At 71.6% G+C, this 20692-nt stretch carries 21 protein-coding genes and 1 riboswitch; of the genes, 6 read left to right on the top strand and 15 right to left on the bottom strand.

The window, feature by feature from the left end:
- Window positions 1-31: 31 nt before the first annotated feature.
- Both ACT4N7_RS20885 and nadA read right to left on the bottom strand, forming a co-directional pair.
- Window positions 32-1660, bottom strand: coding sequence for an L-aspartate oxidase (locus tag ACT4N7_RS20885; RefSeq protein WP_444830485.1), 1629 nt, complete (start codon window positions 1658-1660; stop codon window positions 32-34).
- Complete coding sequence (gene nadA / locus ACT4N7_RS20890; protein ID WP_444830486.1) at window positions 1657-2664, bottom strand: quinolinate synthase NadA; 1008 nt, start codon at window positions 2662-2664, stop codon at window positions 1657-1659. Before nadA ends, ACT4N7_RS20885 begins: the two co-directional genes overlap by 4 nt.
- Before the next feature lie 60 nt (window positions 2665-2724).
- Here nadA and ACT4N7_RS20895 point away from each other — a divergent pair, with 60 nt between their 5' ends.
- Window positions 2725-3456: an NUDIX hydrolase gene (locus ACT4N7_RS20895; protein ID WP_444830487.1), complete on the top strand. Its 732-nt coding sequence runs from the start codon at window positions 2725-2727 to the stop codon at window positions 3454-3456.
- A 63-nt stretch (window positions 3457-3519) separates the two neighbouring features.
- The gene (locus ACT4N7_RS20900; RefSeq protein ID WP_444830488.1) at window positions 3520-4200 is read left to right on the top strand and encodes an LON peptidase substrate-binding domain-containing protein; all 681 of its coding nucleotides are present in this window, start codon (window positions 3520-3522) and stop codon (window positions 4198-4200) included.
- Between the two features lie 16 nt (window positions 4201-4216).
- On the opposite strand, the gene ACT4N7_RS20905 is transcribed toward ACT4N7_RS20900, so the two are convergent.
- The 4 genes from ACT4N7_RS20905 to bioD form a co-directional block, all read right to left on the bottom strand.
- Complete coding sequence (locus ACT4N7_RS20905) at window positions 4217-4822, bottom strand: DUF2567 domain-containing protein (protein WP_444830489.1); 606 nt, start codon at window positions 4820-4822, stop codon at window positions 4217-4219.
- Window positions 4823-4875: 53 nt separating this feature from the next.
- Entirely contained in the window at window positions 4876-5079 is a 204-nt protein-coding gene (gene bsaP / locus ACT4N7_RS20910; RefSeq protein WP_444830490.1) for a biotin synthase auxiliary protein BsaP, read from the bottom strand.
- A 7-nt stretch (window positions 5080-5086) separates the two neighbouring features.
- A complete protein-coding gene (gene bioB / locus ACT4N7_RS20915; RefSeq protein ID WP_444830491.1) occupies window positions 5087-6124 on the bottom strand; it encodes a biotin synthase BioB in 1038 nt (345 codons plus the stop codon).
- Window positions 6125-6189: 65 nt separating this feature from the next.
- On the bottom strand, window positions 6190-6909 hold the full coding sequence (gene bioD, locus ACT4N7_RS20920; protein WP_444830492.1) for a dethiobiotin synthase: 720 nt from the start codon (window positions 6907-6909) through the stop codon (window positions 6190-6192).
- A gap of 69 nt (window positions 6910-6978) precedes the next feature.
- Between bioD and ACT4N7_RS20925 the strand changes: the two genes are divergently transcribed.
- Window positions 6979-7224, top strand: a complete 246-nt coding sequence (locus ACT4N7_RS20925; RefSeq protein WP_444830493.1) for a glutaredoxin family protein — start codon at window positions 6979-6981, stop codon at window positions 7222-7224.
- Here ACT4N7_RS20925 and ACT4N7_RS20930 read toward each other — a convergent pair.
- From ACT4N7_RS20930 to ACT4N7_RS20945, 4 genes are all read right to left on the bottom strand, one after another.
- Window positions 7221-8486: an adenosylmethionine--8-amino-7-oxononanoate transaminase gene (locus ACT4N7_RS20930; protein ID WP_444830494.1), complete on the bottom strand. Its 1266-nt coding sequence runs from the start codon at window positions 8484-8486 to the stop codon at window positions 7221-7223. The two genes, ACT4N7_RS20925 and ACT4N7_RS20930, sit on opposite strands and share 4 nt — an antisense overlap.
- A 43-nt stretch (window positions 8487-8529) precedes the next feature.
- Window positions 8530-9270: a hypothetical protein gene (locus tag ACT4N7_RS20935; RefSeq protein WP_444830495.1), complete on the bottom strand. Its 741-nt coding sequence runs from the start codon at window positions 9268-9270 to the stop codon at window positions 8530-8532.
- Window positions 9271-9385: 115 nt separating this feature from the next.
- The gene (gene dnaE / locus ACT4N7_RS20940) at window positions 9386-12919 is read right to left on the bottom strand and encodes a DNA polymerase III subunit alpha (protein ID WP_444830496.1); all 3534 of its coding nucleotides are present in this window, start codon (window positions 12917-12919) and stop codon (window positions 9386-9388) included.
- A 104-nt stretch (window positions 12920-13023) separates the two neighbouring features.
- Window positions 13024-14436 carry a helix-turn-helix transcriptional regulator gene (locus tag ACT4N7_RS20945; RefSeq protein WP_444830497.1) on the bottom strand — a complete coding sequence of 471 codons (1413 nt, stop codon included), beginning with the start codon at window positions 14434-14436 and terminating at the stop codon, window positions 13024-13026.
- 172 nt (window positions 14437-14608) lie between these two features.
- Between ACT4N7_RS20945 and ACT4N7_RS20950 the strand changes: the two genes are divergently transcribed.
- Together ACT4N7_RS20950 and ACT4N7_RS20955 are read left to right on the top strand one after the other, a co-directional pair.
- Window positions 14609-14845, top strand: coding sequence for a DUF397 domain-containing protein (locus ACT4N7_RS20950; protein ID WP_444830498.1), 237 nt, complete (start codon window positions 14609-14611; stop codon window positions 14843-14845).
- Between the two features lie 150 nt (window positions 14846-14995).
- Window positions 14996-15631, top strand: a complete 636-nt coding sequence (locus tag ACT4N7_RS20955) for a uridine kinase (RefSeq protein ID WP_444830499.1) — start codon at window positions 14996-14998, stop codon at window positions 15629-15631.
- Window positions 15632-15653: 22 nt separating this feature from the next.
- Here the strand turns inward: ACT4N7_RS20955 and ACT4N7_RS20960 are convergent, their stop codons facing one another.
- Window positions 15654-15938, bottom strand: coding sequence for a hypothetical protein (locus tag ACT4N7_RS20960; protein WP_444830500.1), 285 nt, complete (start codon window positions 15936-15938; stop codon window positions 15654-15656).
- A gap of 173 nt (window positions 15939-16111) precedes the next feature.
- On the opposite strand from ACT4N7_RS20960, the gene ACT4N7_RS20965 reads away from it, so the two are divergent.
- Window positions 16112-17059, top strand: coding sequence for an AsnC family protein (locus ACT4N7_RS20965; protein WP_444830501.1), 948 nt, complete (start codon window positions 16112-16114; stop codon window positions 17057-17059).
- Window positions 17060-17223: 164 nt separating this feature from the next.
- Here ACT4N7_RS20965 and ACT4N7_RS20970 read toward each other — a convergent pair whose 3' ends face one another.
- The 4 genes from ACT4N7_RS20970 to ACT4N7_RS20985 form a co-directional block, all read right to left on the bottom strand.
- Window positions 17224-17523, bottom strand: coding sequence for a hypothetical protein (locus tag ACT4N7_RS20970; RefSeq protein ID WP_444830502.1), 300 nt, complete (start codon window positions 17521-17523; stop codon window positions 17224-17226).
- Between the two features lie 49 nt (window positions 17524-17572).
- A complete protein-coding gene (locus tag ACT4N7_RS20975; protein ID WP_444830503.1) occupies window positions 17573-18502 on the bottom strand; it encodes an RluA family pseudouridine synthase in 930 nt (309 codons plus the stop codon).
- Window positions 18503-18572: 70 nt separating this feature from the next.
- Window positions 18573-19166 (bottom strand): signal peptidase II, encoded by a 594-nt coding sequence (gene lspA, locus ACT4N7_RS20980; protein ID WP_444830504.1) that lies wholly within the window; start codon window positions 19164-19166, stop codon window positions 18573-18575.
- Between the two features lie 18 nt (window positions 19167-19184).
- Window positions 19185-20528, bottom strand: a complete 1344-nt coding sequence (locus ACT4N7_RS20985) for an aminotransferase class V-fold PLP-dependent enzyme (protein ID WP_444830505.1) — start codon at window positions 20526-20528, stop codon at window positions 19185-19187.
- 34 nt (window positions 20529-20562) lie between these two features.
- Window positions 20563-20678, bottom strand: a riboswitch (SAM riboswitch).
- Window positions 20679-20692 lie beyond the last annotated feature (14 nt).

Raw genomic sequence — 20692 nt, forward strand, 5'->3', positions numbered from 1 at the left:
GCCCTGTGACATGGTTCGCTCGCAAGCTCGCTCACGCGGCACCCCGCAACGCGGTCGGCCGGGCCAGCACCGGCTGCCCGGACGGGTTCAGCCGAACCACCAGACTCCGCCACCACGCGCCGTCGTCCCTGGCCGGGAAGTCCGTGCGCACATGACATCCCCGCGACTCCGTCCGCGCCGCCGCCGACGCGATCAGCGCCCGGCCGACCAACGTCAACGCCGCGTCCTCCACCCGCTCCCGCGTATCAAGTAGACAGTCCACAGCGGACACGTCGAGCACCGACCCGACCACCGCCAACCCCTCCGCCTCACGCCCGATCGCCGCGTACCGGCTCATCACCCGCTGCAGCGAGTCCCGCTCGGCGACCGGCGCGACCGGCAGATCGCCCACCACCGCCAAGCGCGGATCGGCCAGCCGACCGGCCGCAAGGTCGAGGGCAACGGCCTCGGCCGCGCGAGTGCCGACGACGAGCCCCTCCAGCAAACTGTTGGACGCCAACCGGTTCGCGCCGTGCAGGCCCGTGCTGGCCACCTCGCCCGCCGCGTAGAGGCCCGCGACGGCGGTCCGGCCGTCCACAGTGGACATCACGCCGCCGCACGCGAAGTGCGCCGCGGGAGCCACCGGGATGGGCTCGCGAGTCGGGTCGACCCCCGCCGCGCGGCACGCCGCGTAGACCGTGGGGAACCGCTTGGCGAAGGTGACGCCGTCGAGGTGGGTGGCGTCGAGGAACACGTGGTCGTCGACGCCGCCGCGCTCCAGCGCCATGTGCCGGGTGATGGCCGCGGCGACGACATCGCGCGGGGCGAGGTCTTCGAGCGGGTGCAGCCCGCGCATCACGCGGGCGCCCGTCGCGTCGACCAGCACCGCGCCCTCGCCGCGCACCGCCTCGGTGACCAGCGGGCAGCGGCCGCGCGCGCCCTGTCCGGTGTAGAGCACGGTCGGGTGGAACTGGAGGAACTCGACGTCCGCGACCGGCGCCCCGGCGCGCATGGCCAGCGCGAGGCCGTCGCCGGTGGCGACCTCGGGGTTGGACGTGGCCTGGTAGAGCTGGCCGAGCCCGCCGCTGGCCAACAGCACCGCGGGCGCGCCGAGCACCCCGGGCACCCCGGCCGCGTCGAGCACCAGCAGGCCGGCGACCGCGCCCGCGGGCGTGCGCACCGCCTGCACCGCGACGTGGTTCTCCAGCACCGGAACCCGCCCGTCGCGGGCCGCGGCCAGCAGCGCCCGTTCGACCTCGGCACCCGTGGCGTCGCCGCCCGCGTGCACGACGCGGAACGCGCTGTGGCCGCCCTCGCGGGTGCGGGCCAGCCGCCCGTCCGCGCCCGGGTCGAACACCGCGCCCAGCGCCCGCAGCCGGGTCACCGCGGCGGGTCCGTCGGCGATGATCGCGCGCACCGCGGCCTCGTCGCACAGCCCGGCGCCCGCCACCAGCGTGTCGGCGACGTGCCGCTCGACCGAGTCGCCCTCGTCGTGCTCACCGGGCAGCACGACGGCCACGCCGCCCTGCGCCCAGCGCGTGTTGCCGTCCTCGGCGGACCCCTTGGTGACCACCAGGACCCGCAGGCCCAGCGAATGCGCCCGCAGCGCGGCGGTCAGCCCGGCGACGCCCGTGCCGACGACGACCAGGTCTGCGCCCGCCTCCCACCGCGGGGCGCTCACTCCGCGCCGCCCGGCTGACCGATCTCGATCATGCGCCGCACCGCCCCGCGCGCCTTCGCGGCGATGTCCGGGTCGACGTGCACCTCGTCCTTGCCCTCGCGCAGCGCGCGCAGCAGCGCCGCCGGAGTGATCATCTTCATGTACCGGCAGGAGGCCCGGTCGTTGACGGCGTTGAACTCGATGCCCGGCGCGGCCTTGCGGAGCTGGTGCAGCATGCCGATCTCGGTCGCCACCAGCACCGACTTCGCCTTGGTCGACCGCGCCTGGGTGACCATGTCGCCGGTCGAGAGGATCTTGACCTTCGCGCTGGGCACGATCCCCTCGCCCGCGAGGTAGAGCGCGGAGGTGGCGCAGCCGCACTCGGGGTGGATGAACAGGTCGGCGTCGGGGTTCGCGGCGGCGCGCGCGGCCAGCTCGGGCCCGTTGATGCCCGCGTGCACGTGGCACTCGCCCGCCCAGATGTGCAGGTTCTCCCGGCCGGTCTCGCGCCTGACGTGCGCGCCGAGAAACTGGTCGGGCAGGAACAGCACCTCGCGCTCGGCCGGGATCGAGCGCACCACGTCGACGGCGTTGGACGACGTGCAGCAGATGTCGGTCTCCGCCTTCACCTCGGCCGTGGTGTTCACATAGGACACGACGACGGCGCCGGGGTGCTCGGCCTTCCACGCGCGCAGGTCGGCGCCGGTGATGGAATCGGCGAGCGAGCAGCCCGCGCGGGCGTCCGGGATCAGCACCGTCTTCTCGGGGGCCAGGATCTTCGCGGTCTCGGCCATGAAGTGCACGCCGCAGAACACGATGGTCGACGCGTCGCTCCGCGCGGCGATCCGGCTCAGCGCGAGCGAGTCGCCGGTGTGGTCGGCGATGTCCTGGATCTCGGGGAGCTGGTAGTTGTGCGCCAGCAGCACCGCGTCGCGCTCCTTGGCGAGTCGGCGCACCTCGTCCCGCCACGCGGCGTCCGCCACCACCCCGCCGTAGGGGGTCAGGTCGATCAGCTCCGCGGTCATCAGGCCCCTCCTTGATTGTCCGATTTCCGATCCCGAGGTTTTCGCCTTAGAATCGAAAACATGACGGATGCTACCACCGGAGCCGCGCCGCTCGCGCACGAAGTCCTCGCCGCGGTGCTCCAGGTGAGAGCCGGATCACTTCAGGTGGTGCTGTGGGAGCGCGCGATGGAACCGCACGCGCACCGCTGGTCACTGCCCGGTGGCAGGCTGCGGTCGGCCGAGGACGTGGAGGCGTCCATCCGGCGTCAGCTCGCCGAGAAGGTCGATGTGCGCAAGGTCTCCCACGTCGAGCAGCTCGCCGTGTTCAGCGCGCCCGACCGGGTGCCCGGACCGCGCGTGCTCGCCACCGCGTTCCTCTGCCTGGTGCCCTCGCACCAGGACCCCGAGCTGCCCGCCGACACCGCGTGGCACCCGCTGGACGCGTTGCCGGACACCGCGTTCGACCACGAGGCGATCGCGCTGCGAGCCCGGCACCGGCTGCGCGCGAAGCTGTCGTACACCAACATCGGGTTCGCGCTCGCGCCGCCCGCGTTCACCATCTCGGCACTGCGCGAGCTGTACTCCGCCGCCCTGGGCTACCGGGTGTCGGCGACCAACCTGCAACGGGTGCTGTCCCGGCGCGGCCTGCTCGCGCCGACCGGGGAGACGGCCAAGCCTGGCCGGGCGGGCGGGCGGCCCGCGGCGCAGTTCCGCTTCGCCGACACCGCCGTGGCCGTCACCGACCCGTTCGCGGTGCTCCGTCCGCCGACCGGCGAACGCGGTCGGAGTGGGACAGCCGGCGGCGCGACGTAGGCCGTCCGAGGCAATAGGGCGGATCGGACGGCGCGCGAGGGCGCTTCGTCGTAGCGTGATGGCGTGGCCGATTCGCTTCCGCTGTTTCCCCTTCAGGCAGTGCTGCTGCCCGGAGCGAACCTGCCCCTGCACATCTTCGAGCCGCGCTACCGGCAGTTGACCGTCGACCTGGTCACCGGGGTGGTGCCGAACCGGCGCTTCGGCGTGGTCGCCCTGCGGCCCTCGATCGAACACGAGGTCACCGACGTCGCGCAGCTTCGGGAAGTCGGCTGTTCGGCGGCCCTGCGGCAGGCCAAGCAGCTACCGGACGGCCGCTTCGACATCGTCACCACCGGGGACCGCCGCTTCCGCCTCCTCGACCTCGACTCGACGAGCGCCCCCTACCTGCTGGGCACCGTCGAGTGGCTGCCCGACGCCGAACAGTCCACGGTGGCCGCCGAGTCGGTGTCGATGCTCGCGGCGTCGGCGCGGTCGGCGCACCGCCGGTACTGCATGGCGGCCTGGCAGCGGGAGGACTGGACCGAGCCTGCCGACGACACCGAGCTGGGCGAGCTGGCCCACGCCCTGGCCGCCGACTGCCTGCTGAGCCTGGAAGACCGCCAGCGCCTGCTGGAGGAGACGCGGCCACTGCACCGGCTGCGGATGGTCGGCAAACTGCTCAACCGGGAAGCAGGCCTGCTCTCCGCGCTGCGCGCGGTGCCCGCTCCCCCGTCGGAGTTCAGCGCCCCGATCAACCTGAACTAGTGCGGCGACCTCAGCGTCAGCCGAGGCGGCGGCCGAGGTCGTCGCGGCCGTTCCAGGCGGCGGCGATGCCGTACGCCAGAGCGGTACCCAACGGCCAACCGATCAACGCCCAACCGGACTCCAGACGCGGGGCGATGGCGAGAATGTCGCCCACCGCCGGAGCATCCGCCACGGCGTAACGAGCCTGCGCCCACGACACGCCCACCTGCATCGCCAGCCACGCCGCCAGGGCCGAGCCGATCACCGCGGCCGCCATCAGCACCGGGCCGCGGCGCTCGCGCAGCAGCCAGACCGCGGCGCCCGTGGCCACCCCGGCGGCCAGGCCGAGCAGGACGAACAGCACCAGGTCGTCGAAGCGGTGGTAGCTCTCGGTGCGCAGCGGCACGAACCGGCCGCCGTCGATCACCTGGACGAGTTGGGCGGGAGCGAGGCGCGACCACAGCCAGCCCAGCGCCATGCCGAACAGGGCGACGAAGGACAGCACGCTCACCGCGGGCAGCAGGTCGGCCTTGATCACCACGCGCGGGATCGGGCGGTCCCACGCGTACGGGTACGGCAGCACGGGCGGGATCTCGGTCCGCACCGGGGCGTCGCCCTGCGACTCGACCGGGTGCTCCGCCACGCCTGACCTCCGCTCACGATGCCGCCGCAGGCCGGCGACCCTCGCCAGCGAGACTAGTCGGTCAGGGCGGGCGTGCCCGCGTTGGTGGTCTCGCCGTGTCGACTGCACGTGGCCGACCACCCACTCGGTGTCACCTGGACGACCATCCGGCGGGCGCACTCGGCGCAGAACCGCGGCGGCTCCAGGGCGGCCCGGCCGCCGCGGCAGGGGGTGTGTTCCCCCGCCGCGGGCGGCCGGCCGCAGTGCACGCAGAACATCGCGCTCCTACAGGGAATCCGAGAGCGCCTTGATCGGCATCTTCAGGTCGGCGAGCATGTCCAGATCCTGCTGGGCGGGGCGGCCCAGGTTGGTCAGGTAGTTGCCGACAATGATCGCGTTGACGCCGCCGAGCATGCCCTTCTCGGCACCGAGGTCGCCCAGGGTCAGCTCGCGGCCGCCCGCGAAGCGCAGCATCGTGCGGGGCAGCGCCAGCCGGAACGCGGCCACGACGCGCAGCGCGTCCTTGCCCTCGATCGGCTCGTAGGACTCGTACGGCGTGCCCGGCTGCGGGATGAGGAAGTTCATCGGGACCTCGTGCGGGTCCAACTCGGCGAGCTGCACGGCGAACTCGGCGCGCTGCTCGTCGGTCTCGCCCATGCCGACGATGCCACCGGAGCAGACCTCCATGCCCGCCTCGCGCACCATCCGCAGGGTGTCCCAGCGCTCCTCCCACGAGTGCGTGGTCACCACCTGCGGGAAGTGCGAGCGCGCGGTCTCCAGGTTGTGGTTGTAGCGGTGCACGCCCATCGCGACCAGCTCGTCCACCTGGTCCTGGGTGAGCATGCCGAGCGAGCAGGCGATCTGGATGTCGTTGCCGGACTCGCGGATCGCCTTGATGCCCTCGCGCACCTGCGACAGCAGCCGGGCGTCCGGGCCGCGCACGGCGGCGACGATGCAGAACTCGGTGGCGCCGGTCTCGGCGGTCTGCCGGGCCGCCTCGACCAGGCCCGGGATGTCGAGCCACGCGGAGCGGACCGGGGTCGGGAACCGGCCGGACTGCGAGCAGAAGTGGCAGTCCTCGGGACAGCCGCCGGTCTTGACGCTGACGATGCCCTCGACCTCGACCTCGGGCCCGCACCACTTCATCCGAACCTCGTGGGCGAGCGCGAGCAGGTCGTCGAGTCGGTCGTCGCCGAGCCGCAGGACGGCCAGGACCTGCTCCTCGGAGAGGCCGACGCCCTGGTGGAGCACCTGCTCGCGGGCGACGGCGAGCACGTCGTCACTCGTCGTGCGGTCGTCGGTGCGCTCGGCGGCTGCCGTCACGGGGTTCCTCCTAGAGGCCAGGGCGTCCGGTCGGTGGACAGTCTGCCGCATGGGACTGACACGCATCAGCGATGTAGGTCACGCCCGGCGAACTCCTTGGCCTCGAACTCCCCACCCAGCGCAGGCGCCAGCGACCGCCGCGCCACGGCGGCGAACTCCTCGGGCGCCAGCGTGCCCGCGCCCGCCGGGAACACCCCGACCAGCGGGACGCCCGCGATCACGGGCAGGTCGTCCAGGTTGCAGCGGGCGGCGAGGTCGGGCTCGTCCGGCCAGGCGCCGACGACCACGCCCGCGCAGGTGATGCCGCGCCGCTGGAGCGCCTCGGTGGTGAGCGCGGTGGCGTTGAGCGTGCCGAGCCCCGCCTCGGCGACGACCACGGTCGGGGCGCCGAGCGACCACGCCACGTCGGCCAGCGTGCCGCCGTCCGGGTCGAACCGGACGAGCAGCCCGCCCGCGCCCTCGACCAGCACGAGGTCGTGCGTGCGGGCCAGTTCGCCTGCCACCCTGGCCACCTCGGACGGGCGCACCGGGGGCATGCCCGCCCGGCGGGCGGCGGTGTCCGGGGCCAGCGGGTCGGGGAAGCGGCGCAGCTCTCTGGTGGTCAGCTCGCCCGCGAGTCTGCGCACGTCGTCGAGGTCGCCCGGCTCGTCGGCGGCCACCCCGGTCTGCGCGGGCTTGAGCACCGCCACGCGCCGCCGCAGGGTCAGGGCGAGCGCGGCGATCCCGGCCGTGACGACGGTCTTGCCGACGCCCGTGCCGGTCCCGGTGATCACGAGGACACTCACGGGTGCTCACGTTAGACCTGGCAATTGGTATGAACCGAGACCGCCCCCGGGCTCCGTTATGGTCGAGGCGTGAGTGATGAGGGTGTGGTCATCTACAGCGCCGACTGGTGCGGCGACTGCCGTCGGGCGAAGTCCTGGCTGCTCAGCAACGCGGTCCCGTTCACCGAGATCGACGTCGATCGCGACGCCGCGGCGCGGGCGCGGGCGGCCGAACTCGCGGGCGGACGCCGGAACATCCCGGTGGTCGTGCTGCCGGGCGGCGCGGTGCTCGTGGAGCCGAGCGACACCGACCTGGCGGGCGCGCTCACCGGTTAGACCGCGGCAGCGGCGAGGACACCCGCGGTGATCGCGGCGATGTCGTCGGGCGTGCAGACGTACGGCGGCATGGTGTAGACCAGATCCCGGAACGGGCGCAGCCAGACCCCCGCGGCCACGGCGGCGCGGGTCGCGGCGGGCACGTCGACCGGGTGGTCGAGCTGCACGACGCCGATCGCGCCGAGTACACGGACGTCGCGCACGCCCGGCAGGTCGCGCGCGGGGGCGAGCCCCGCGGTCAACTCGGCCTCGATGCGCTTGACCGTGCCGCGCCAGTCCTGGGCGAGCAGCAGGTCGATCGACGCGGTGGCGACGGCGGCGGCCAGCGGGTTGCCCATGAAGGTGGGCCCGTGCGCCAGCACCGGCACCTCGCCGCGGGAGATCCCGTCGGCCACGCGCGTGGTGCACAGGGTCGCGGCCATGCTGAGGTAGCCGCCGGTCAGCGCCTTGCCGACGCACAGCACGTCCGGGCTGACGCCCGCATGGTCGGCGGCGAACAGCTCCCCCGTGCGGCCGAACCCGGTGGCGATCTCGTCGAACACCAGCAGCACGTCGTGGGCGAGGGTCAGCTCGCGCAGCACGTGCAGGTAGCGGGGGTCGTGGAAGCGCATGCCGCCCGCGCCCTGCACGACCGGCTCGACGATCACCGCTGCCAGCTCGTCGGCGTGGGTCTCGATCAGCTCGGCGAGGTGGGCGACGTAGTCGTGCTCGAACCCGGCGGGCGGGGCGTCGGCGAACACCTGGCCGGGCAACACGCCGCGCCAGAGGCTGTGCATGCCGCCGTCCGGGTCGCACACGCTCATCGGGTGGAAGGTGTCGCCGTGGTAGCCGCCGCGCCAGGTCAGCAGGCGCGACTTGGCGGTGTTGCCCGCCGAGCGCCAGTACTGCAGGCACATCTTGACGGCCACCTCGACGCCGACCGAGCCGGAGTCGCAGAGGAACACGTGCTGGAGCGGGTCGGGGGTGATCTCCACCAGCCGGGCCGCGAGGCGCACGGCGGGCTCGTGGGTGAGGCCGCCGAACATGACGTGGCTCATCTTCCCGGCCTGCCCGACCAGCGCGGCGTCGAGCACGGGGTTGCGGTAGCCGTGGATCGCCGCCCACCACGACGACATGCCGTCGACCAGTTCGCGGCCGTCGGCCAGGCGCAGCCGCACCCCTTCGGCGGAGTCCACGACCAGCGGTGCCTGTGTGCCGGGCATGGGCCCGTAGGGATGCCACACGTGCGCGCGGTCGAGCGCGCTCAGCTCGTCGGGGGTCACGCCGGGCAGGCTAACACCGGCCCCTGACAGTCCATAGTGGACGCTAGTCGATGCCGGCGAGTTCCTTGCGGCGCGCCACGAGTCGGGCGATCTCCCGGCCGTCGTCGGTCGGCACGATCCACTCCCCCGGCGGCACGGTGATGCGCACGGCGGGCCCCGGCGTGACCGTGACGCGGAGTTCGCCCACCCCCGGCACCGGCAACGTCGCGCGGCGGGCCACCATCACCTGCTCGACCGCGCCGACGCCGCTGAGCGCCACCATCGGCCGCACGGTGCGGAACCGGCCGCGGCTGCCCGCGAGCGTGATCCGGTCGGACCCGACCAGCAGCTCCAGCCCGCCCGTGCCCCGCGCCCGCCACGGCACCTCGACGCCGGAGTCGGCCAGATCGCGCGTGTAGGGCTCCAGGACGTGGCCGCGCGCCAGGTCGGCGATCCGCCATCCCGCCGCACCGAGCACCGCGGCGGCGAGCGGGGCAGTCAGCCAGATCAGGGCGGGAAAGGCGGTGCCCACCAGGATTCCGGACAGCACCCCGAGTGCGGCCGCCGCGCTCGGCCACCGCCGCGGCCGCAACCACCGCGACCGGAAGTAGGCCGTCCCCGCGCCCCCGAGAACCAGCGCCGCGGCGACCGTCGCCGCAGAAGCCTCGAAGTCCGGGCGGCCGAAGGCGACACCCGCGCCGAGGAGGGGACCGAACAGGATCACCGCCGCGAGGTGCGGACGCACCGCCCGCAGCCGCGCCGCCACCACCCCGCCGACCGGTTCCTGATCATGTAGCCCCCGCACCGCAGAAACGGTACCCAACGCGACCCCCGATTCCCCGCATTCCCACCCACCGCGAGTCCGGTGCGCCACAGCCCCTTCGGGACCGCTCGATCACCGCAGCCTCCTTAAGACTCGGTTACGACAGGCAGGCGGGGCCGAGGAGGGCCTTGAGGTCGCCCATCAGCGACGGCGACGGGGCGACCCGCAGCGTGTCGTCGAGTTTGAGGAGGGTCTGGCGGGGGCCGTTGACCAGCTTGAGGTGGACCTCGGTGGTGCCCGGATAGGCGCCGAGCACGTCCTTGAGCTGGGCCACCAGCGGCGGGGTGCACTTGGTCGCCGCCATGCTCAGCCGGAACGGTGCCCCGGCCGCGTTGGACAGGTCGGGGACGGCCAGGTCGTTGGCGATCAGCGAGGTCCGGTCGTCCCGTTTGGCGACCCGAGCCTTGACCAGGACGATCGCGTCCTCCAGCACGCCCATCCCGACCACGGCGTAGGTCTTGGGGAAGAACAGCACCTCGATGCCGCCCGCCAGATCCTCCAACTGCGCCGACGCCCACGGCTCGCCGTTGCGGTTGACCCTGCGGTTGACCGACGCGAGGATGCCGCCGATCACCACCTGGGCACCGTCGCCGATGCCGCCTTCGAGGATGGCCGCGATCGAGGTGTCCGACTGCGCGGTCAGCACGTGTTCGACGCCGTTGAGCGGGTGCCCGGAGACGTAGAGGCCGAGCATCTCCCGCTCCAGCGCGAGCTGGTGCTTGGACTCCCAGAACTCGTCCGGCACGCGGACGTCGAAAACACTGGTGACGCTCTCGTCCGCGCCACCGGCCGCGCCGAACAGGTCGAACTGGCCGACGGCCTCGGCCTTCTTGGTGTCCATCACCGCGTCGATGGCGTCGGTGTGGATGAGGAACAGGCCCTTGCGCGGGTGCTTGAGCGAGTCGAACGCGCCCGCCTTGATCAGCGACTCGACGACCTTCTTGTTGCACGCCGTGGTGTCGACCTTGCGCAGGTAGTCGGAGAAGTCGGTGAACTCGCCCTTCTCGGTGCGCGACTTGATCAGCGACTCGACCACGTTGGCGCCGACGTTGCGGATCGCGCCGAGACCGAAGCGGATGTCGCCGCCGACCGGGGCGAACTCCTTCTCCGACTCGTTGACATCGGGTGGCAACACCGTGATGCCCATCTTGCGGCACTCGGCGAGGTAGACCGCGGCCTTGTCCTTGTCGTCGCGCACGCTGGTGAGCAGGCCCGCCATGTACTCGGCCGGGTAGTTCGCCTTGAGGTACGCCGTCCAGTACGACACCAGGCCGTAGGCCGCGGAGTGCGCCTTGTTGAACGCGTAGTCGGCGAACGGGACGAGGATGTCCCACAACGTCCTGATCGCGTCCTTCGGGAAGCCGTTGCGCTCCATGCCGCCGGAGAAGTTGACGAACTCCGCGTCCAGGACTTCCTTCTTCTTCTTGCCCATCGCGCGGCGCAGCAGGTCGGCCTGGCCGAGGGTGTACCCGGCCAGCTTCTGCGCGATCGCCATGACCTGCTCCTGGTAGACGATCAGGCCGTAGGTCGTGCCGAGAACGTCCTCCAGGTCCATCGCCAGCGCCGGGTGGATCGGGGTGATCTCCTGCTGGCCGTTCTTGCGCAGGGCGTAGTTCGTGTGCGACTTCGCGCCCATCGGACCCGGCCGGTAGAGCGCGCCGACCGCGGAGATGTCCTCGAAGTTGTCGGGGCGCATGAGCCGCAGCAGGTCGCGCATGGGGCCGCCGTCGAGCTGGAACACCCCGAGCGTGTCGCCGCGGGAGAGCAGCTCGTAGGTGGGTTTGTCGTCCAGGCCCAGGGTTTCCAGGTCGGGGACCGGCTTGCCGTTGCGCTCGATGTTGCGCAGCGCGTCATCGATGACGGTGAGGTTGCGCAGGCCGAGGAAGTCCATCTTCAACAGCCCGAGCGACTCGCACGTCGGGTAGTCGAACTGGGTGATGATCGAGCCGTCCTGCGGGCGCTTCCACAGCGGGATCGTCTCCATCAGCGGCTCGGCCGAGAGGATCACCGCGCAGGCGTGCACGCCCGCGTTGCGAATCAGGCCCTCCAGCCCGCGGCCGGTGTCGATGATCTCCTTGACCTGCGGGTCGTTCTTGTAGAGCTCGCGGATCTCGGTGGCCTCGTTGTAGCGCTTGTGCTGCGGGTCGAACAGCCCGGACAGCGGGATGTCCTTGGCCATCACCGCGGGCGGGTACGCCTTGGAGATCCGGTCGGCGATGGCGTAGCCGGGCTGGCCGAACAGCACCCGCGCGGAGTCCTTGATCGCGGCCTTGGCCTTGATCGTGCCGAAGGTGATCACCTGCGCGACCTTGTCCGCGCCCCACTTCTCCGTGGTGTAGCGGATGACGTCGCCGCGCCGACGCTCGTCGAAGTCGATGTCGATGTCGGGCGGGCTGACCCGGTCGGGGTTGAGGAAGCGCTCGAAGATCAGCCCGTGGGCCAGCGGGTCGAGGTCGGTGATGCCCATCGCGTACGCGATCAGCGCGCCGGCAGCCGAGCCGCGGCCGGGGCCGACCCGGATGCCGCTGTCCTTCGCCCACTGGATCAGGTCGGCCACCACGAGAAAGTAGGCCGGGAAGCCCATCTGCAGGATGACGCCGATCTCGAACTCGACCTGCTTGCTGTGCTCCTCGTCGACCCCTTCCGGGAAGCGCCGCCGCATGCCCGCCCACACCTGCTCGCGGAAGTACTCGTCCTCGGACTTGCCGTCCGGGATGGGGAATTTCGGCATCAGGTTGCGGAACTCGAACATGCCGGAGATGTCGACCTTCTCGGCCACCAGCAGGGTGTTGCGGCAGCCCTCCTGCCACGGGTCCGAGTTGTCGATGGCCCGCATCTCCTCGGGCGACTTCAGGTAGTAGCCGTCGCCGTCGAACCGGAACCTGGTCGGGTCCTGCAGGGTGCTCGCGGTCTGCACGCACAGCAGCGCGTCGTGCGCGGCGCTGTCGGACTTGTAGGTGTAGTGCGAGTCGTTGGTGACCACGAACGGGATGTCGAGCTTGCGGGCGATGTCGACCAGCCCGTCGCGGACCCGGCGTTCGATCTCCAGGCCGTGGTCCATCAGCTCGACGAAGAAGTTGCCCTCCCCGTAGATGTCGCGCCAGGTGGCGGCGGCTTCCAGCGCCTCGACCGGGTGACCGAGGCGCAGCCGGGTCTGAACATCACCGGACGGACACCCCGTGCTCGCCATCAGGCCCGCGGAGTGCGCGGCGATCAGCTCGCGATCCATTCTCGGCCACTTGCCGAGCTGACCTTCGATGGACGCATGACTGGACAGCCGCATGAGGTTGCCGAGCCCGGCGGCGTCGCGGGCCCAGATGGTCTGGTGGGTGAACGAGCCGCTGCCACCGACGTCGTCGGACTTCTGACTCGGGTCACCCCAGCGGATACGTTCCTTGGTGAACCTCGACGCAGGCGCGATGTATGCCTCGATGCCGAGGATCGGCTTGATGCCTGCGCCCTTGGCGTGCTTGAAGAAGTCGTAGATACCGTTGGTGTGGCCGTGGTCGGTGATCGCCACCGAGGTCATCCCGAGGCGCTCGCACTCGGCGAACATGTCCTTGAGCTTGGCCGCTCCGTCGAGCATCGAATACTCGGTGTGCACATGGAGATGAGCGAAGGAGTCAGCCACGCGAGCGATCCTCTCACGGGGCTGCCGGGTGACTCGGACGACGTGCCGGAGGCGACGAACCGAGCTGCCTCGGAGGACGGGGTGCCACCCGATGAAGCCTCCTCTCAGTCACCCAGCAGCATCGTTCGATCACGCCACGCCATCTGCAGTAGCGCCCACGAACTGGCGGACATCCGCGAGCGGAGCCGTTCGATCGCGTCCGCGGTGAACGGCACACCGACACCGCTGCCCAAGGTGACGAGGTCGCCCTCGTCATTGGCCGAGACCAGCCCGGCGAACAGCCCGTCGAACACTTCGTCCTCGATAACGGCCACCGTGCGCTGGCTGGCACCGAGCGTCAGCGCATCCATGACGAGGCCGTAGTGCCAGAGCCTGAACCGCCCCTCCCGCCGCGCGTGCTCGAAGGAGCGGAACGGCTCGTCCGCCGCATAGTCGATCAAGTGAACACCACCACCGTCATGCTCCGAATTTCCCAGCAGCTCCTCGGAGAACTCACGCATGATGTTTCGCCACAGGGAGAAATCATTGCCGATGTCGGCCTGTGCCACCGAGGACGGCTGAAATTCTCCGGCAGGCATGACACTGCACAGTCCACCGCCATCCGCGACCGCGTTCCCGTCACGTTGGTGCAGGAGAAACCGATGCTCCCCCCACTTGTCACGACGAATCGTGAGGGTGCTGATCCCTGGTGACATCAGCAGTTCTCGCGGGTCGAAGGGATCGACAATGGATCGCCGCAGCGGCAGGTTCGCCCATTTCGGCAGAACGCCCCCAGCGGCCAGCCACGCCCCGCGGAATTCATGAGCGAGCGACTCTTTAACATCGAAAGTCTCGAAGAACGTCGTCGTTCCGAACGTGAGCGTCAGACCGTTGTTCACATTCACGTTCAGCAGACGATAGGATACTCTATTCTCCAGCAGGCGCGGCCGAACGATGTCCCGCACCGCCCGACTATAGCCGGAATACAGCACACCGCTGTTGTTCAGCGGCAGTACGTGCGAATGCGACCCGGTCAACGTGGGCGTCGGGGTGGTGTCGAACGACCGCACCAGGCGCACCTCGTCCAGACTGACCGGCTTGTCCAACAGCCAACCCGGCCCAGCTAACACGGGCCCGCACTCCGCTCGTGCCGACGCCGGGTACAACTCCACCGCTCGCCTGCCGACCTTCCAACCGCGCGCCTGGCGAACCCGCAACCATGCCTCCTGGCTGTGCCTGACCTCGTCGGCGACCACCGAACCGCGATCCACGGCCGAACCGGCGTCGCCCGCTTGCGTCTCGTCGACCGACGACAACACCGGCACGGACGCCGAGTCATCGGCGCGGAGCAGACGAAGCAAGCTCTGCTTGGTCACACCGAGCAACGTCGCGAGTTTGGGCCAGAGGTAGGGAAGCGGCACGCTCTGTCCCGACTCCCAACGATGGATGGTGGTGCGGTCGACATGCAACGCTTCCGCAAGCCCCTCTTGGGTGAATCCACTCGCTTTCCGAAGCTGCGCGAGTCCGACTCTCTTCACAGTGCCCCCAACTGTCCCGTATGCACTTGCGGTCGATAACGCGACCATACCGCCCGGAACGCCGCTTTTGTGCAACATCCGGGCAGCATGAATGCCCTACCGCGCCGATGGCGAATCCGACAATGTCCACGATGTCCCGACAGTACGACATCGACAGGAACGAGGGCAACAGATGGACTTGTACGCCGGTCGACTGGACAGCGCGACCTGGACCCGAATGTGCGGCGGCGGCAACGGAGAGGACGAGAACACCGAGGCATGTGTCGAGTTCACATCTGTCCCAGGTCACACGAACGCCGTGGCGATTCGCGACAGCAAGAATCACGGTGCGGGCGAACTGCGATTCACGGCGGCAGAGATGCACGCGTTCGTCAGGGGCTACGTGATGGAAAACAATATCAACCTCTGACCTGAATGAAGCGGAATCCCTTCGGCGAGCAACAAACAGGCCCATCCTGAAGGGATTCCGCTGTCTACCGAACGAACCACTCGATCCTCGCGCGGAAGTGACAGCGCAATGACGCGACGTCGTAGCGCCGGATCCGGCACAGTGGACACCATGCGTTTCCGGCCAGTGTCGCCTGGTGTGTTGGTCCACGAGTTGACCGCGCGGGTCGCCGAGCGGGACCGTGTCGAGTGGACGCGGGTGATTTTGGACGGTGCGCCGCCCGCCGACCCCGGGACGCTCGCCGACACCCTCGCCGACGCCCTGCGGGTGCTCGGCCGACCCGTGCTGCGGGTGTCGGCCACGGACTTCCGCCGACCCGCGTCGCTGCGGTTCGAGCGGGGGCGCCGCGATGCAGGCGCGCGCTACGAGCTGTGGCTCGACGAGGGCGCGCTGCGCCGCGAGGTGCTCGACCCGCTGGGCCCCGGCGGGTCGGGCCGGGTGCTGCCCGCGCTGTGGAACGCCGACACCGACCGCGCGACCCGCGCCGACTACGCCGTGCTGCCCCCGCGCGGCGTGCTGCTGCTCGACGGCGAACTGCTGCTCGGCCGCGGCCTGCCGCACGAACTGTCGGTGCACCTGTGGCTCTCCGCCCCGGCGCTGACCCGGCGCCTGCCCGCCGACGAGCACTGGGCGCTGCCCGCGTTCGCCCGCTACGACGCCGAAGTACGCCCGCTGCACACCGCCGACGCGGGCGTGCGCACCGACGACCCGCGCCACCCCGCCGTGCTGGACGACGCCCCGGTGTGAGCGGATGATCACCATCCGTGTGCTACCGGGTCAGGCGGTTGAGGATCTCGATGGAGGCCGCGGCTCGGTGCATCGACACCACGCATCTGCGCAGGTACCGCAACTGACGCCAGCGCCCGCGCCACGTGCCGGACGGGCCTTGGCGCACCTCCCGCGCCACTGAGTCGCGGAAGGTGTCGATGACGCCCATCTGGGCTCTGACTACCCGGTCCGTGGACCCACCTGCGGCGGCCTGACCGCGCCGGTACGCGCTGGCGGCGTCCTGCATCGCGTCCTGGAGAAACCGGCCGCGGCGATCGGGTAGCACCTGACCATCCTCGTGCACCGCCGCGACGATGCACAACTGCCGACGCGGGCGTGTGCGCACCGACCCCGCGCCACCGACGCCCCGCGTGAACGGATGATCACCATCAGGATCATCACCGTGTCGCGACTCGGCTTCCGACGCGGTGTTTCGGCCGACCGGGTAGCGTGCGATCCGTGGTCGCGACGGACTCAGTGGATACCCGCCTGCTCAGGGCGGTCGCCGACATGGGCAGGGCGGCGGTGCACGAGGTGGCCGCCCGGCTCGGCATGGATCCGCGTGAGGTCGCCGCCCGGCTCGTCGCGCTGTCCGGTGCCGGTCTGCCGCTGCTCGTCGGCGTCGAGTGCGACCCTCACCGGCTGCGGGCGATTCTGGACCGGATGCCTCCGCAGGCGGGGTATGGCGCCCCTTCCGGGGGCTACCCGCCCGGGCCCGGGGGCTACCCGCAGCAGCCCCCGTACCCGCCGCCGGGATACCCGCAGTCCGGCCAACACCAGGCGCACGGCCCGAGCGGCCCGTACCCGGTGCGCACCGGACCGGCCAGCCAGCCGTTCCCCGCGCAGGCGGGCCCGGCGAGCCAACCGTTCCCGGCGCCGGACGGCCCGATGAGCACGTGGGGGCCGCCGCAGAGCTCGTCCTGGGCGCGCGGCGACCAGCCGCCGCAGATCCCGGTCGACCGCACCCAGCCGGCCACGCGTCCGCCGCGTGAGGGTCGGGTCGGGTCGAAGCTGGAGGCCGAGGGCCTGGAGGGCGAGCGGCTCGCGATCCAGCTCGTCGAGGTCGTCGACCCGGCCGACTACCTGTTCACCGCGGCGGGATATTCGCTGCAGCAGGGCGAACGGTCGATCGTCGTGCACACGGAGTTGACCAACCGCGGCTCGATGCGGTTCGAGGCGCTGCCGGACATGTACCTGGTGCTGGTGACGCCGGACGGCCGGTCGATCTCCAAGGCGCCGGTGTCGCTGTCGTCGCGTCCCGCGCACCGGATCGGCGTCTCACCGGGGCAGACCGCGGGCGGCCACACGGTGTACGTGCTGCCGGAGGACACGGAGATCACCCACGTCCGTTGGAGCCCCCGCCCGGACGAGGAAGCCCGCACCCTGACCTGGGCCGTCGAGAACTAGGGCCTGGTTCAGATGTGGGGTGCGTGAGAGTCGTGATCGAGGTGGTTCCTGGCGGTGCCGACGGATCGTCTCTCATACCGGGTTGTATTCGGGCGATTCGTCCGTGCCGTCAGGGGCCACCTCGGCGCGGCTATCGCGTGCGCCACATCTGAACCAGGCCCTAGTCACGCGCGGCCGAACAGCTTGCCCAGCCAGCCCTTCTTCGCCGGCTCGGCCGCCGCGGCCGGGATCGGGCTCGTCGGCGGATCGCGGTCGTAGACCACCTCGCGCCGGTCGACCCGAACCGTCTCGTCGTGCGCCGGGCCGCGAGTGAGGTCGCCCGGGTTCACCCGCACCGTCTCGTCCACGTCGTCCATCGGTAAGGCGCCGATGACCGGCGGGGCCACACCGTCGGACATGAAGCGGCCGTGGCCGCCGGTCGCGAACGGGTCTCCCCCGTCGTCCGTGCCACGCTGATCTTTCATCGCACCACCCTTGGCCGTCCCCACAGTGCGTCCAAACCTAGCCCAGAACTCAGTAGTCGGCGGCGAGGACGTCCAGCGCGGCGGCGAGATCGGCGGGGTAGGTGCTGGCGAACTCGACCCAGCGGCCGTCGTCGGGGTGGTGGAAACCGAGGGTGCGGGCGTGCAGCCACTGCCGGGTGACGCCGAGCCGCTTCGCCAGGACCGGGTCGGCGCCGTAGGTCAGGTCGCCGACGCAGGGGTGGCGCAGGGCGGCGAAGTGCACCCGGATCTGGTGCGTGCGACCGGTTTCCAGCTTCACGTCGAGCAGCGACGCGGCGCGGAACGCCTCGATGGTCTCGTAGTGCGTGATGCTCGGCTTGCCGCCCGCGACCACCGCCCACCGGTAGTCGTGGCGGGGGTGGCGGTCGATCGGGGCGTCGATGGTGCCGACGCTGGGGTCCGGGTGGCCCTGCACGAGCGCGGAGTAGCGCTTCTCGACGGTGCGCTCCTTGAACGCGCGCTTGAGCGCGGTGTAGGCGTGCTCGCTCTTGGCGACCGCCATGACGCCCGTGGTGCCGACGTCGAGCCGGTGCACGATGCCCTGGCGCTCGGCGGCGCCCGAGGTGGCGATCCGAATGCCCGCCGCGGCCAGGCCGCCGATGACCGTGGGGCCGCTCCAGCCGGGGCTGGGGTGCGCGGCCACGCCGACCGGCTTGTCCACGACCACGATGTCGTCGTCCTGGTGCAGCACGATCAGCCCGTCGACCGGGATGGCCTGGACCTCGATCGGCCGGTCCGGCTCCGGCAGGGTGACCTCCAGCCAGGTCCCGGCGAGCAGCCGGTCGGACTTGCCCGCGGGGTGGCCGTCGACCAGCACGTCGCCGGACTCGGCGAGGGCGGCGACCACCGTGCGGGAGAGCCCGAGCAGCTTCGACAGCCCGGCGTCCACCCGCATGCCGTCGAGGCCATCGGGCACCGGCAACGTCCTGGATGCACTCATGCCATCCCCTCGCAGGCTCGGTGATGCCGCTCGCGGACACCCTGTGACAGTGGCTCGCGCGCAAGCTCGCTCATGAATTGTCCTGCTTACGAGTAGAGCGGCCGTCGTAGTCGCGGCCCATCATCGCCATGATGACGATCAGCACGCCGCCCACGGTGATCCCGGAGTCGGCCACGTTGAACACCGGGAAGAAGTCCCCGTTGGGGGCGAACACGGACACGAAGTCCACGACGTGGCCCTGGAAGGGGCCGGGTGCGCGGAACATCCGGTCGGTCAGGTTGCCCAGCGCGCCCGCGAGCACCAGCCCGAGGCCGATCGCCCAGCCCACCGACCGCAGCTTCGGCATGATCCAGATGATCGCGACCACCACCCCGGCGGCGACCAGGGTGAGCAGCCAGGTCATCCCGGTGGCCATCGAGAACGCGGCGCCCGGATTGCGGACGAGTTGCAGGTAGACCGCGCCGCCGAGCAGCCGGATCGGGGCCTCGCCCTCCAGGGTCGCGGTGGCGATGATCTTGGTGACCAGGTCGAGCGCGAAGACCACGACCGCCGCGGACAACAGCAGCACGCCCCGGCGGGCGGGCGGCTCGGGGGCCGGGGCGGCCGGATCGGTCTCGGTGCCGCGGTCGTCGCCGCGCTCGGTGCTCACCGGCCCATTGTCCATGCAGGCGGAAACGCCGGGTCAGGCCGCCTCCCGCAGGAACGGCGGCAGCGGGCGCGGGTCGTCGACCGGCGCCCACCGGCCGTCCACGAGCTCATAGGCCGCGCGGGGTCCGTCGGCGGCCAGCGAGCACAGCGCGGCGACCAGCCGGTCGACGTGCTCGGCCGTGGTGCCGAGCCCGACACTCGCCCGCAGCGCGCGGGACTGGGTGGCGTCGACGCGGCCGAGCAGCCTGCGGGTGGCGATGTGCGCGCAGAACGCGCCGTCGCGTACGCCGATGCCGTGCTCGGCCGACAGCGCCGCGGCGGCCAGGCCGGGGTCGAGCCCGTCGACGGTGAAGCTGACCACGCCGACCCGGTCGTGCCCTGGCCCGAACAGGGCGAGTTCGCGCAGGCCTGGCACGGTGGCCAAGCCTGCGCGCAAGCGGTGCAGCAGCACCTTTTCGTGCTCGGTCACCGCGGCCCAGCCGTGCCGGGTGATGGTCTCGCAGGCCACCGCGAGCGCGTGCACGCCGACGACGTTGGGCGAGCCCGCCTCGTGCCGCTCGGGCACCTTGGACCACGACACGCCCAACCGGTCGCCCCAGTCCACGACCTGGCGGGTGGCGCCGCCGCCGACCAGGTACGGCTCGGCCGCCCGCAACCAGTCGGCGCGGCCGATCAGCGCGCCCGCGCCGAACGGGGCGTAGAGCTTGTGGCCGGAGAGCACCGCGTAGTCGACGTCGAGGGCGCGCAGGTCGACCGGCCGGTGCGGGGCGAGCTGCGCGGCGTCGAGCACGGTCCGGGCGCCGTGCGCGCGGGCCACCTCGGCCAGCGCGGCGACCGGCCACAGCTCCCCCGTGACGTTGGACGCGCCACTCAGCACCACCAGCCGCGGGCCGACCGGCAGCCCGGCGAGCGCGGCGCCGAGCGCGAGCACGGCGTCGCCGGGACTGGCGGGCGTCTCGATCCGGTGCACCCGGGGGCCGCGCCACGGCAGCAGCGCGGCGTGGTGCTCGGTGTCGAACAGCACCACGGATGTGCCCTTGGGCAGCGACCTGGCCAGCAGGTTCAGGCTGTCGGTGGTGTTGCGGGTGAACACCACGGCGTCCGTGCGGCGGGCGCCGACGAACGCGCGCACCGTGTCGCGGGCCTGGTCGTAGACCCGAGTGCAGACCTGGGAGGCGAACCCGGCGCCGCGGTGGACGCTGGCGTACCAGGGCAGCAACTCGTCCACGGCGTCGCGGACCGCCTCCAGACACGGCGCGCTGGCCGCGTGGTCGAGGTTGGCGTAGGTCACCCGGCGGCCGTCGACCAGCGGGACGGCCAGCCGCGCGCCCACCACGGGCGGAACGGTGACCTGGACAGGGGGAGCGGCGAGCGGCACGAGCAGACCTCCGGGTCCGGTCGGACCCGCGACGGGTCCGCGCTTGCCCGCCCGCACCGCGCGGGGGGCCAGGTCCTCACCCGGGGCACCCCACCGCGGTTGGAGGGTTGCCGACCAGCGAGCCGGGGCTTGACGCTGGCACTCATGACCTTGGCGGCCACGAT

It is taken from the genome of Actinokineospora sp. (assembly GCF_052390155.1).
GTDB lineage: Bacteria > Actinomycetota > Actinomycetes > Mycobacteriales > Pseudonocardiaceae > Actinokineospora.